Here is a 13,500-nt window from a genome sequence, read left to right as displayed (position 1 = left end):
TTCTCTCATGCGAGAAAACCAATTATCCGGTCTTAGCTATCGTTTCCGATAGTTATCCCGATCTTATAGGCAGGTTACCTACGTGTTACTCACCCGTCCGCCGCTAACTTATCCCGAAGGATAAGTCCGCTCGACTTGCATGTATTAGGCACGCCGCCAGCGTTCGTCCTGAGCCAGGATCAAACTCTCCATAATAGTAAAACTATCTGAAAGCTTAATTGCTCATTTGCGTTGCTAGCGAGATTTTGCAATCTCTTTTTGGTCGATTACTCGACCGTGCTTACTCACTCGTTGTTCAGTTTTCAAAGATCAATACCACTTGTCCAACCCGCTCTCTTTCGAAAGCCGGAACACCAATATACCATACTGAGAATTACTTTGCAACTCATTTTTTCAAGTTGTTTTTGTTAAGCTTTTGTTGTCTCAGCGGCAACTTTTATAAGATACCACAGACGCTATAGACATTGCAAGTACTATTTTAAAAAATTTCGAGGCACCTAAAGGTGCCTCGAAACGAAAATAATTATTCACTTTGGCGTTCACGCATAAGCGGAAACAGCAGTACATCACGAATGGACGGTGCATTAGTCAATAGCATAACCAAACGGTCAATTCCTATTCCTAAACCACCCGTTGGGGGCATCCCATATTCAAGCGCACGAATGAAGTCCTCATCCATCTCATGGGCTTCATCATTTCCTTGCTCCTTCTCACGAAGCTGAGCTTCAAAACGCTCTCTTTGATCAATAGGATCGTTCAGTTCCGTAAATGCATTAGCATGCTCACGCGCTACGATAAAGAGTTCGAAGCGATCCGTGAAACGCGGATCCTCGGGATTCTTTTTGGCGAGCGGTGAAATTTCTAAGGGGTGTCCGTATATAAAAGTTGGCTGTATCAAGGTTTCTTCAACGAACGTCTCGAAGAATTGGTTCACGATATGACCGAATGACATATGTGGCTCAACCTGTACATTATGTTCTTTGGCCAACCGATGCGCTTCCTCATTTGACATATGAACGCTAAAGTCCACACCTTTGACTTCTTTAATCGCATCAACCATAGAGACACGTCTCCAGCCAACAGCTAAATTGACCTCGTGATCCCCGTATGGAATCGTTGTACCACCAAGAACCTCTTGCGCAATATGAGCAATAAGCTCCTCCGTGAGCTTCATGATGTCTTTATAATCAGCATAAGCCTCATAAAGCTCAATCATCGTAAACTCCGGATTATGCCGCGTAGAGATACCTTCATTACGGTATACACGCCCAATTTCGTACACTTTCTCTAATCCACCAACAATCAGACGCTTCAGATGAAGCTCAATCGCAATACGCATATGCAGCTGCATATCTAAAGCATTATGATGCGTATTAAAAGGACGTGCCGAAGCTCCGCCCGCAATGGAATGCAGCGTAGGTGTTTCAACTTCTAAATACCCCAGAGAATCCAGGTAACGACGCATGGACTGAATAATACGGGAACGCAGAATAAATGTCTGCTGCACATCTTGATTCATTATCAAATCAACATAACGTTGGCGGTAACGCAGCTCCACATCACTAAGACCATGAAATTTATCCGGAAGCGGAAGCAAGGATTTGGTCAGAACCTCAAGTGATTTCACCTTAATAGAAGTTTCACCGGTCTTTGTTTTAAAAACAACCCCTTGAACCCCCACCATATCGCCTAGATCCAGAAGATCAAAGGCTTGATATTTGTTCGCATCCAGTGCATCTTCACGCACATAAATTTGAATTTTACCTGTAATGTCTTGCAGATGAGCGAAACTAGCTTTACCCATACCTCTTTTTTGCATAATACGTCCTGCAATACTAACTTCATGGTGCTCAGCATCTAGCTCTTCTTTGGTTTTATCTTGGTAGGCAGTAAGAATGTCTTTGGTTGTATGCGTTCTTACGTATTTGCTACCAAACGGATCGACTCCTAGACCGCGAAGCTCGTCCAATTTATTACGGCGAATGACGAGCAATTCGTTCAATTCCAATTCCTGGCTCATGCTTTCATCTCCTACTTATTAGTAAAGGGTGCTAAAACCGGAAAAAAGCTTCCGAAAGGAAGCTTTCCAAAGGGATGCGGTTGCACACTACTTTTTAATATCGATAATTTGATACTGAATGACACCGGCAGGAACGACAACGTCAACGTTTGTACCCTTTTGTTTGCCGAGAATCGCTTTCCCCACAGGGCTTTCATTGGAAATCTTATTCATTAACGGATCGGACTCCGCCGTACCTACGATGTTATACTCAACCAAATCACCGAATTCCAAATCCTTCAGTGTTACGATTGAACCCACACTTACCGTGTTGATATCGACATCGTCGTTATTAATAATCCGCGCATTGCGCAGCATTTTTTCTAAAGTAATGATTCTTCCTTCAATAAAAGCCTGCTCGTTCTTCGCGTCTTCGTACTCGGAGTTCTCGCTAATATCGCCATATCCGATGGCAACCTTGATTCTCTCCGCGACTTCCCGGCGCTTCACTGATTTCAGATGCTCAAGCTCATCTTCAAGCTTCCTTAAACCTTCTGGTGTAAGAATGACCTCTTTTTCAGCCATTTCCAACTGATCTCCCGTCATGTGAAAGATTTTCATATCGTTGAATCGATGCTTCCTGCTAGGAGTTAGGTCTTAAAAGAGCTGATTCAAGTAGTATGAATTCACGTTTCATAAATAGGTTTGTTGCACGTTTGTCTTTCAATATATGCAGGAACATATTAATATTGACTGATTATATTGCAACCGTTTCAAAATGTCAATCTCAACCATAGCTGATTTTTTATTGCAGCACGGCTGATTCTTCTAAAGCTGGTGAGGACGAATGTTCATATAGATGCTCGACATATTCGTTCAATACTCGCACCATGTCATCCCTCTTCAACATCTCCATAATGGCATCCTTCACACGAGCCGCCCCCGTCAAGCCTTTGAGGTACCACGCCATATGCTTGCGCATTTCTTTCACAGCCACATTTTCACCTTTGAGAGCTATAAGACGATCCATGTGTAATATCGCGATGCGGATCTTTTCTTCCGGAGTCGGTTCCGGCGGTAATTCACCATTGGCAAGGTATTGCACGGTACGGTATAGCATCCAAGGGTTTCCTAACGCGCCGCGCCCAATCATCACGCCATCTACACCCGTATGGTCTAACATGCGCTTCGCATCTTCAGGTGTCACAACATCTCCGTTACCAATAACGGGAATCGATAGGGCTTGCTTAACGTCACGAATGATGTCCCAATCCGCTTTACCTGTATACAATTGCTCCCGTGTACGACCGTGGACGCTTACTGCGCTACCGCCGCCTCTTTCGACAGCTTTAGCGTTTTCTATCGCATAAATGTGTTCGGAATCCCAGCCGATCCGCATTTTTACGGTGACTGGCTTGCTTACTGCTGCAACCACGGTCGCAATCATTTGCTCGATCTTGTCAGGTTGGAGCAGCCAGCGTGCACCTGCGTCACATTTTGTGATTTTTGGCACCGGACAGCCCATATTGATATCAATTATATCTGCATTCGTATGTTGGTCAACGATTTTAGCCGCTTGCACGAGCGTCTCGGTATCCCCACCAAAGATTTGCAAGCTTAACGGCTTTTCCCTGTCATCCACATAGAGCATTTCCATTGAACGGGAATTACCGTGAACAATGGCTTTATCACTAACCATTTCTGCACAAACTAGACCAGTACCAAATTCTTTGGCAATGAGTCGAAACGCAGGGTTACAAACACCCGCCATAGGGGCAAGCACAACTCTATTGGGAGCTTCGACATTTCCTATTTTCAGCACCGAAGATTCCACTCCTCTCATCTCGCAACCACCGCGACTAACTCGTCCGGCTCTATATCAAGGACTTGCGAGATCTTGTTTATTATTTTAGTATCTGGCTTACGTGTACCTCTTTCAATCGCGCCTAAAATGGCAATCGATACACCGAGCAAATCAGCTAATTCGTTCTGAGTATAACCTTTTAGTTTACGAAAAGCGCGTATGCGCTGAGCTACTGAGCTTTTTTCCATAAAACGACGCCTTCCTTTCCTTCCAGTTTCTCCAAATGCGCGGAGATGAATTCAAATGCAGCATCTTGCCGCTTGTAGAGAACCTCAGAGAGAGGAACTAATACAAAAGCCCGCTCATGCATCCGCGGATGCGGAATGATCAAGTCGGGGGTCGTAAGCCGATGGTCGCCGTAAAGGAGTAAATCCAAATCGATCGTTCTCGGGCCCCAGCGCAAATCGCGCGTTCGACCCAATCGGTTCTCGATGGCAAGCAAAGTGAACAACAACTCTTCTGCAGGTAAAACCGTACTAATTTGAATGACCATATTAAGAAAAGCAGACTGATCCACATAGCCGATAGGTTCGGTTTCGTAGATGCTGGACATTCCAGTCACCATTATACCCGCTTCCTGATTCAACGCTGTTATCGCATCCTGCAAATAATGTTCACGATCATCTATATTGGATCCCAATGCGACATAAGCTGTAATGCCTCGTTCTCGTTCTTCGGCTGTCATTGTGCTGCTCGCTTTCGGTTAATCTCTACAGTAACGCCATCAAAAAATACGGCAAAGGGCGGATGCGGTTTAATGACGCGAACCGTCACTTCATTGATACTAGTATAAGTATGCAGCAGCTCGGATGCAATATTTTCTGCTAAAGCTTCAATTAATTTAAAAGTACGGCCTTCCACAACCTCTTTGATTTTGAAAAATACTTCCCCGTAATTAACCGTATCATCCAGATGATCTGACTGTCCTGGTTTGTTAAGCGGGAGCACGAGCTCTACATCTACGTAAAAGCGTTGACCTAGCTTATTCTCTTCCGGAAAAACGCCATGATTACCAAAAAACTGCATATGGGACAGCGTTATTTTGTCCATTGAAGTAGCCTCCAATCGTTTTCATTTAAGAGCGGATTATGGCATCTGTCATAACAGCTACCCGCTTCATTGCCCCCACATCATGCACGCGGACGATTCTGCACCCTTGAACAATACCAAGCACCACAGTCGATGCTGTCCCTTCAAGACGCTCTTCTGGAGGCAGATTAAGTGTCATGCCAATAACGCTTTTGCGGGATGTGCCTAAGAGGACAGGATATCCGAGATCTACGATAGCGCGGAGCCGGTTCATGAGGAATAAGTTCTGCTCGTATGTTTTGGCAAAGCCGATACCGGGGTCTAAAATAATCCGCTCCTCCCGTACGCCAACTTCTCTGGCTTGATTCGCATAGAGTTGTAAGTCAGTGGTAACATCAGTGAGAAAATCGGTATACGCCTGATTTCTGCGATTATGTGTGATGATGAACGGACAGTCGTAGCTAGCTGCTACTTCTGCCATACGCACGTCCGCTTGACCACCCCAAACATCGTTAATGATGTGAGCACCAGCTGCCAATGCTTGTTCGGCAACTTCCGCTTTGTAGGTATCTATAGAAAGAGGAACGTTAACTTCCCGGCTCAGTGCCTCAATGACAGGAATGACTCGGCGCAGCTCCTCCTCTTGTGAGACATGGGCAAACCCTGGACGCGTTGATTCTCCCCCGATATCAATAATGTCTGCACCTTCGGCAACCATCTGCCGGGCTCTGCGTACCGCATCCTCTACCCTGATGTAATCCCCACCGTCCGAAAAGGAATCCGGTGTTACGTTCAATATGCCCATAATGATCGTCCGATCACCAATGGGCAGCTCGTGTCCTCTACAAGATAACACTTTCATCTTCCATTCACTTCCTAGTTGTTATCTGATGTTAGTTATAAAGCTGGCTAAGTTGGCGGGTTATCGGACCTACACTGCCTGCTCCAACTGAGTATGCATGTCCACTGGGAGTATACAGTGTTGTGACCGGAACAATTTCTTGTATGGAATTAACGAGAAACACCTCGTCAGCTTCTGTTAGATCTTCCCATCGATATAAGCCATCCTGGGTTGGAATTTGCTGTTTCTGAGCAAGCCGCAAAACATACGCCCTGGTGATTCCAGGCAAAATGCCCGTATCCAACGAGGGTGTATAGCAGGTTGCGTTTTTAATGAAGAAGATATTGCTCACGATGCCTTCAGCCACATAACCTTCTTCTGTGAGCATCAAGCCTTCTGCACCAGCAGCCCAGTCATACTGCTGGAGCTCTCTTTTGGCAAGGATATTGTTCATATAGTGAAAGGACTTGAATCGATACAACCCCTCAGGCGTGTTACGAGGCTGTTTAAGCAGCTGCAGCGTTTTACCTTGTTGATAGGTCTTCTCGTCACGGGTCGGAAGAGGCTTGATATATATGATCTCCATAGGTTGCTGGTAGTCACCCGAAGGTAGCCCCAAGGCTTCGACACCTGCGGAAATGGAATAACGAATATAAGCATCCTGAAGATGGTTAGCATGAAGCAGTTCGTTGATTAGCTTCTGAGTGCGCTCAATATTAGGCTTGTAGACGATACCAAGCTCATGGCAGCCATCCGTCAGACGTTTAAGATGCTCGGGCAGCAAAAAAGGTTCTTTGTTATAGGTGCGAAATGTCTCAAAGAGGCCGAGTCCGTAAAGAAAACCGTGATCATAAACCGAGACCACGGCTTGCTGTTCATCGATAAGTTTTCCATCCAAACTAATGATCATAAATTAAGCTCCTGCTTTGGCCGTGCGGCGAAGAAAGTTCCGCAGGATCTGATGACCATGTTGAGTAATTATCGATTCCGGGTGGAACTGAACACCTTCAATCGGATATTCCTTATGACGCAATGCCATAATCTCACCCTCAGCGGTACGGGCGCTTACTTCCAAACAATCGGGCAGTGTCTCTGTTTTAACAATCAACGAATGATAGCGGGTCGCTGTAAAAGGAGATGGCAGCCCTTCGAATAAGGTTTGGCCATCATGGAAAATTTCCGAGGTTTTGCCATGCATCAAGCGCTCTGCGCGAATTACGTCGCCGCCAAAAGCTTGTCCAATGGACTGATGGCCTAGGCAGACACCGAAGATGGGGATTTTACCCTTGAAATGGTCGATGATTGATAGGCTAATGCCGGCTTCATTCGGTGTGCAAGGTCCCGGAGATATTAAGATGTGATCCGGCGCTAAGGCCTCCACACCTGCTAAATCTATTTCGTCATTGCGACGAACGATGACTTCTTCACCGATCTCCCCCAAGTATTGAACGAGGTTGTACGTAAACGAATCATAATTATCAATCACTACAATCATTCTAAGCTCCCCTTTCGTCTGCCCTGCTCAGGCTTAAGCTCGGCTCATGCTCCGCTCGCTATATTCAATCGCTTTCCACATTGCTTTGGCTTTGTTCAAGGATTCGATGTACTCACGTTCTGGTACAGAATCAATGACGATGCCTGCGCCAGCTTGAATATGTCCCACTCCTTGAACGGCTACTAACGTTCGTATAATAATATTAAATTCCATATTCCCATTATAGTCAATCCAACCCATGGATCCCGTATAGGGGCCGCGGCGTATTGGCTCTAATTCTTCGATAATCTCCATCGTACGGATCTTCGGCGCGCCTGTGATCGTACCTCCAGGAAAAGTTGCTGCGATGACATCATAGGCGTCCTTCCCCTCCGCCAGCTCGCCGACAACTTCCGAGACGATGTGCATGACATGGGAATAGTATTCGATGACCATGAAGTCTTTCACGTGGACCGAGCCGTACTTGGAAATGCGGCCGAGATCGTTGCGCTCGAGGTCGACCAGCATGACGTGCTCGGCGCGCTCTTTGTCGTTGTCGATGAGCTCGCCGGCTAGGCGCAGATCATCCTGCTCATCCTTGCCGCGCGGGCGCGTGCCGGCGATAGGACGCGTCCGCAGGACGCCGTCCTCGAGCTGCACGAGCAGCTCCGGCGAGCCGGAGACGAGGGCGAAGCCAGCGAAGCGCAGCAAGCCCATGTACGGCGAGGGATTGACGATGCGCAGCGCCTCGTAGATCTCTTCCGGCGTCGTGTTCAGCTGCCGGCTCTGTCTGACGGACAAGTTGACTTGGAACACGTCACCTTGGGAAATGTAGGCTTGGATGCGCTGCACCGCCGCGATGTAGTCGGCTTTGCCGAAGGCAGGCTGGATGCCTGCGATGCTCTCGATATCGATGTGCAGCTGATCGCGCGCGATCGCCGGTTGGTAAGAGCTGCTCAGGTGCGAGCCCGACCAGCGGCTGGAGCGGATCGCATGCCAGCGGCTGAGCATCGCTTCCGCCTGTGCATGCGCTTGTGCGTAGAGCTGCTGGAGATAAGAGTCATCGGCTGCTTTTGTCTTCTCAATCGGCAAATGAACAGCAACATACAAGCTCTTCTCGATGTGATCCAAGGTCCATACTTGATCATACATAGCGAAGCTATAATCCGGTATTGGCAGATCATTTGCCGCTTGTTCCGGAAGTTTCTCGATGGTACGGATCACATCATAGCTCCAATAACCCACACAGCCACCAAGAAACTTAGGGGCTCCTTCGACTTTGGGACTGTGATAGGCTGACATCCATTGCTTCACGATATCGAGCGGCTTGCCTTGCAAACGCGATACTTGGGGCTTGCTCTTATTGCCTTTGTTGATCATGGCAATTTCTGCTTCTAAGCCGCTTCCATGAACCGTAGAAAACGGCTGTAAACCGAAACAAGTGTAGCGTCCTCCCTTGCCGCTTTCTAGGACAAAGGAATCGGGTGCCGCTTCCTTCCATGCTTCTTCCCAAGAAGCGATCCGATCTTCGGCCAGTCCAAGCTTAATAACGTATGGCAGCATGGTATACGTGGAGGACCAACGGCGCCACTGCTCTAGAGTTGTTAGGATCATGTTTGCCCCTCCTTCCTTAATGTCCGATGATTTGTTGTCCATTAGTATACTCCAACCCATCATAGAAAAAAAGCCCCAGCTGCAGCAGCTGAGGGCTCGTTTAGTTGCATGTAAAATTTATTGCTCTTCGAATTGGTAAAGCGGCGTACTAAGGTAACGCTCACCATTACTTGGGATTACAGCAACAACGCGCTTGCCAGCTCCAAGTTCTTTGGCTACTTTAAGTGCTGCAAAAATCGCCGCTCCCGAGGAAATACCGCCAAGGATACCTTCTTCTTTAGCCACACGACGGGAAGTTTCGAAAGCATCTTCATTTTCTACAGTAATAATTTCGTCGTAGATGCTCGTGTTCAAAATATCCGGAACAAAGCCTGCGCCGATCCCTTGAATTTTGTGAGGACCTGGCTTACCGCCGGAAAGAACTGGGGAAGCAGCAGGTTCAATGGCATAAATTTTAATGCCTGGGAAATTTTCCTTCAGTACGCTACCTGCGCCTGAAATCGTTCCGCCAGTACCAATACCGGAAATGAAGGCGTCCAGCTTGCCATCATGAGCATTGATCGCTTCAACGATTTCTGGGCCTGTTGTTTCACGGTGAACCTTCACGTTCGCTGGGTTTTTGAATTGTTGCGGGATGAAGTAAGAAGGATTCTCTGCTTGAAGCTCCTCAGCACGTTTGATCGCGCCCTTCATTCCTTCTGCTCCAGGCGTCAGAACTAGCTGTGCCCCGTAAGCACGAAGCAGGTTACGTCTTTCTAAAGACATCGTTTCTGGCATAACCAGAATGGCCTTGTATCCTTTTGCGGCTGCGACTAAAGCTATTCCGATTCCTGTGTTACCGCTAGTTGGCTCGATAATCGTATCGCCCGGCTTTAATTTACCTTCTTGCTCAGCTACTTCGATCATGGAGATGGCAATACGGTCTTTAACGCTGGCACCTGGATTTTGGTACTCCAGTTTTACATAAATCTCTGCACTACCTTCCGGAACAACGCGGTTCAAACGAACAAGCGGTGTATCTCCAATCAAATCAGTAATGCTTTGCACTAATCTTGCCATGCTATTTCCCCTCCAGATTGAGTAATGGATGATTTCCGAGTTAATTAGTCGGTATTAATACATTCATCTTATCAATGCGCTTATTAGTTGTCAACCATATTTTCACAGAATGTTAACGTAATAGGGGATCAATAATCGTTACTTTCCATTTAGTTCGAAGCTGCAGAACATAATCCTTGAGAGGCGGTGCTTCACGCAGCGCTAGCTCTCTGCGCACATTTTCTCGAATGAATGCATGATCCGGATTCGCTTTCTCTCGTCTATTTTTCAGCTTCACAATTGCAAACCCCTGTGGTACACTGACTGGCTTACTCACTTCTCCAACCTTCAACAATTTCGCTGCCTCCAGAACAGGAGCTGAGACAAAAGGGTCATCTCCCTCAATCCACCCCAAATCACCGCCGGAATTATTGGTTGCATCGTCCAGGGAACGGTCTCTGGCAAGGGTCGCAAAGCTCTCTCCTTTCGCCAGTTCCGCAATGACTTTATTCGCTTGATCCTTGGTGGATACGATAATCTGAAGGATGTTATACTCGTTCTCTTGCTTAAATTCATCGGGATGCGTGTTGATATAATCTTCTACCTGCGCATCCGTTATTTGAATATGGTTTGTTGCCAGCTTCTCGAGTAACAGCTTATTCGTTACATCTTCCTTGATTTCTTGCTCAGACAACCCTAACTGACTTTGCATGGATGCATAAAATTGCTGTTCACTCTCATAACCTTGCTGCATCCGTTTCAACTCACGGTTAATCTCCGCGCTTCCAATCGTTGTCCCTGTCTCGTTACCTTCCAGACGTATCACTTCACGATCCAACATTTGCCCCAGCAGTTCTGTCCCATAATGGCGTTCCAACGCCGTTTGAAGCTCTTGAATGGTAATTTCACGATTTCCAACCTTGGCGACGACCCGCTCGTTCTTTTGCTCACCCTGCTGCTCAGGATCTGTTGGATGACTTGGTTCTGATTGGTTCATGTTATGGGTGATCAGCAAGGATGTGAGCACGAGATTACATACAGCCATCACAATGATGACTCCCCACAATCGTTTTACGTTCTGCATCCTGACTCCCTCTTTACTTCCATATTGCCGTTTGGTCTATAGATCAATCATCCGTTGCAAATCCTCTTCGTCATAACGATACGCTTCATTGCAGAAATGACAAATGACTTCAGCAAACCCTTCATCTTCAAGAATTTCTTTCAGCTCTGTTTTCCCTAAGGAAATCAGCGTGGATTCAACCTTCTCACGGCTGCATTTACAGCGGAACATGACATCCATCTGATCAAGCGTCTGAAAAGATGGCATCACCGTTTGCAGGATTTCCTCTAAATTCAACCCCCCACCGAGCATACTTGTGAAGGCTGGAATGCGAGAAAGCATCTCCTCAATTTCCCCGATTTCTTCATCCGTTAAGCCAGGGAGCAATTGAATAACGAATCCGCCTGAAGCAAGAATGGAGTGATCTGTATTAACCAAAACCCCGAGCGCTACAGCTGAAGGCGTTTGTTCAGACTTGGCAAAATAGTAGGTGAAATCTTCAGCCAATTCGCCTGAGATGAGAGGAACACTGCCTTTATAAGGCTCTTTAAGACCTAAGTCTTTTGTTATGTACAAAAATCCTTCGGTTCCTACTGCAGCAGCAACATCTAGCTTGCCATTCTCTTTGAGGGGAGGATCCACAAGCGGATTATCCACATAACCGCGAACCTCACCCTTTGCATTGGCATCGACCACAATTTGGCCGATAGGTCCTCCACCTTTGACTTGAATAATGAGGTGCTCCTCACCCTTTAGCATTGCTCCAATGAGAAGTCCTGCAGCAGCTGTTCTTCCTAATGCGGCCGTGGCCGTTGGTGTTGTTTGGTGTCTTTGGCTAAGTTCTTCTGTGAGGGCAGTCGTTTGCACTGCAAAAGCACGAACTCTCCCCCCCAGCGCCGTTCCTCGAATTAAGTAATCGCTCATGTTAAATCCTTTCCTTATACAGCTTATGCATTTTTCTCATAAATCATTTGTAAACCTTGTAGTGTGAGCAGCGGATTAACGATCTGAATGGTACGAGACTCACTGGAAATCAGCTCCGCAAGACCACCCGTTGCAATGACCGTAGGATTCACATTAAATTCTTGCTTTACTCGTTCTACAATCCCATCAACCTGGCCGACGTAGCCGAAAATAATCCCAGCCTGCATCGCCGCTACGGTATTTCGTCCGACAACACTCTTAGGTTTAACAAGCTCGATCCGCGGCAGCTTCGCTGCCTTTTGATATAACGCTTCCGTAGAGATACCGATTCCCGGAGCAATCGCACAACCAACAAGCTGCTCGGAAGGATCGATATAGTCGTAGGTGGTTGCCGTCCCGAAATCAACAATAATACAAGGAGCCCCGTAAAGCTCAAGAGCAGCTACAGCATTCACAATGCGATCTGCGCCGACCTCTTTGGGATTATCTACACGCACATTAAGACCTGTTTTAATACCAGGACCTACAATGAATGGCGTCCTTTTCAAATAGTGTAAACAAAGGTTCTCCATTACACTCATAAGTGGAGGGACAACGGAAGAGACAATGACACCTTTCACATCGATAAACATGATGCCCGAGTGCTGGAAGAGGCTATGCAGCTGCATCCCATACTCATCAACTGTCGCCGAACGGTTCGTACTAACCCGCCAGTGATGTAGGAGTGTACGTTCTCGGTAGAGACCGAGCACAATGTTCGTATTCCCTACATCGATAACAAGAATCATAGCGCAGTCTCCTTCCGCTCATTAAGATCTAATGAAATATCAAGCGCTGCAACCGAATAAGTCAGTCGCCCAACGGAGATTACATCAACGCCCGATTCCGCCATGGCTTTAATGGTTTGCGTTGTTACAGAACCTGATCCCTCTACTACAATATGCGGAGCTTTACTTTTAATTATGGAAACTGCTTCTTTCATCTTCGCTGGATTCATATTATCGAGCATGATAATATCCGCGCCAGCCGATAATGCTTCGTGGAGCTGGTTAAAATCTTCAACCTCCACCTCAATCTTCATCGTGTGGGGAATCTGCTGCCGAGCTGCCTGTATAGCTTGCGTAATACCACCTGAACCCTTGATATGATTATCTTTGATCATCACAGCATCGTAGAGACCGAACCGGTGATTATGACCGCCTCCAACACGCACGGCATATTTCTCAAGCAGTCTGTGACCCGGAGTCGTCTTTCGTGTATCAACAAGTCTAGTCGGCAAACCTTCTAAAGCATCGACAAACTCGCGAGTCCTTGTCGCAATCCCCGACAGTCTCTGCATCAGATTAAGACTCAAGCGTTCTCCTAGAAGAATACTGCGAGTATTGCCTTCCACTTCAGCTAGTATGGTCCCTTTATGAACAGACGATCCTTCTACAACTTTAGTTTCAAAACGAAGAGATGGATCGACCACAGCAAAAACTTCTTGTGCGATTCGAAGCCCACATACAATTCCGTCTTCTTTGACGTGGATAATCCCTTTGGACGCATGTTCCAAAGGGATCGTTGTCAGAGTCGTGACATCACCGGTTCCAATATCTTCTTCTAGCCAAAGCCGAATATGTTTACGAATGAGTTCCATATTTAAATCCAGCAT

At 46.8% G+C, this 13,500-nt stretch carries 15 protein-coding genes and 1 rRNA gene; all 16 read right to left on the bottom strand.

Annotated elements, in window-relative coordinates; translation table 11 throughout:
- A 16S ribosomal RNA gene (locus tag BLT91_RS26090) occupies positions 1–195 on the bottom strand; the annotation flags it as partial.
- Between the two features lie 328 nt (positions 196–523).
- Positions 524–2,020, bottom strand: coding sequence for a lysine--tRNA ligase (lysS, locus tag BLT91_RS26085; protein ID WP_090826649.1), 1,497 nt, complete (start codon positions 2,018–2,020; stop codon positions 524–526).
- 87 nt (positions 2,021–2,107) lie between these two features.
- Positions 2,108–2,584 (bottom strand): transcription elongation factor GreA, encoded by a 477-nt coding sequence (gene greA, locus BLT91_RS26080; RefSeq protein WP_090826662.1) that lies wholly within the window; start codon positions 2,582–2,584, stop codon positions 2,108–2,110.
- A 220-nt stretch (positions 2,585–2,804) separates the two neighbouring features.
- A complete protein-coding gene (gene dusB, locus BLT91_RS26075) occupies positions 2,805–3,821 on the bottom strand; it encodes a tRNA dihydrouridine synthase DusB (RefSeq protein WP_090826660.1) in 1,017 nt (338 codons plus the stop codon).
- 17 nt (positions 3,822–3,838) lie between these two features.
- Positions 3,839–4,051, bottom strand: coding sequence for a helix-turn-helix domain-containing protein (locus BLT91_RS26070; RefSeq protein ID WP_090826647.1), 213 nt, complete (start codon positions 4,049–4,051; stop codon positions 3,839–3,841).
- On the bottom strand, positions 4,033–4,548 hold the full coding sequence (folK, locus tag BLT91_RS26065) for a 2-amino-4-hydroxy-6-hydroxymethyldihydropteridine diphosphokinase (protein ID WP_090826644.1): 516 nt from the start codon (positions 4,546–4,548) through the stop codon (positions 4,033–4,035). The genes BLT91_RS26070 and folK overlap by 19 nt, the downstream gene beginning before the upstream one ends.
- Entirely contained in the window at positions 4,545–4,913 is a 369-nt protein-coding gene (folB, locus tag BLT91_RS26060) for a dihydroneopterin aldolase (protein WP_090826643.1), read from the bottom strand. Before folB ends, folK begins: the two co-directional genes overlap by 4 nt.
- A 25-nt stretch (positions 4,914–4,938) precedes the next feature.
- Positions 4,939–5,754 (bottom strand): dihydropteroate synthase, encoded by an 816-nt coding sequence (gene folP / locus BLT91_RS26055; RefSeq protein ID WP_141225084.1) that lies wholly within the window; start codon positions 5,752–5,754, stop codon positions 4,939–4,941.
- Between the two features lie 31 nt (positions 5,755–5,785).
- A complete protein-coding gene (gene pabC, locus BLT91_RS26050) occupies positions 5,786–6,643 on the bottom strand; it encodes an aminodeoxychorismate lyase (protein WP_090826641.1) in 858 nt (285 codons plus the stop codon).
- A 3-nt stretch (positions 6,644–6,646) separates the two neighbouring features.
- On the bottom strand, positions 6,647–7,228 hold the full coding sequence (pabA, locus tag BLT91_RS26045) for an aminodeoxychorismate/anthranilate synthase component II (protein WP_090826639.1): 582 nt from the start codon (positions 7,226–7,228) through the stop codon (positions 6,647–6,649).
- Between the two features lie 33 nt (positions 7,229–7,261).
- Positions 7,262–8,821 (bottom strand): anthranilate synthase component I family protein, encoded by a 1,560-nt coding sequence (locus BLT91_RS26040; protein ID WP_090826637.1) that lies wholly within the window; start codon positions 8,819–8,821, stop codon positions 7,262–7,264.
- 117 nt (positions 8,822–8,938) lie between these two features.
- Entirely contained in the window at positions 8,939–9,880 is a 942-nt protein-coding gene (cysK, locus tag BLT91_RS26035) for a cysteine synthase A (RefSeq protein ID WP_090826635.1), read from the bottom strand.
- A gap of 112 nt (positions 9,881–9,992) precedes the next feature.
- On the bottom strand, positions 9,993–10,943 hold the full coding sequence (locus tag BLT91_RS26030; protein ID WP_090826634.1) for a peptidyl-prolyl cis-trans isomerase: 951 nt from the start codon (positions 10,941–10,943) through the stop codon (positions 9,993–9,995).
- Positions 10,944–10,979: 36 nt separating this feature from the next.
- Positions 10,980–11,846, bottom strand: coding sequence for an Hsp33 family molecular chaperone HslO (gene hslO / locus BLT91_RS26025; protein WP_090826632.1), 867 nt, complete (start codon positions 11,844–11,846; stop codon positions 10,980–10,982).
- A 23-nt stretch (positions 11,847–11,869) separates the two neighbouring features.
- The gene (locus BLT91_RS26020; protein WP_090826630.1) at positions 11,870–12,634 is read right to left on the bottom strand and encodes a type III pantothenate kinase; all 765 of its coding nucleotides are present in this window, start codon (positions 12,632–12,634) and stop codon (positions 11,870–11,872) included.
- Positions 12,631–13,500 (bottom strand): carboxylating nicotinate-nucleotide diphosphorylase, encoded by an 870-nt coding sequence (nadC, locus tag BLT91_RS26015; RefSeq protein ID WP_090826628.1) that lies wholly within the window; start codon positions 13,498–13,500, stop codon positions 12,631–12,633. The genes BLT91_RS26020 and nadC overlap by 4 nt, the downstream gene beginning before the upstream one ends.

Source organism: Paenibacillus sp. yr247, from assembly GCF_900103825.1.
Lineage (GTDB): Bacteria > Bacillota > Bacilli > Paenibacillales > NBRC-103111 > Paenibacillus_E.
Note: the sequence above shows the minus strand (reverse complement) of the source record. Positions and strands in the feature narration are given on the sequence as shown.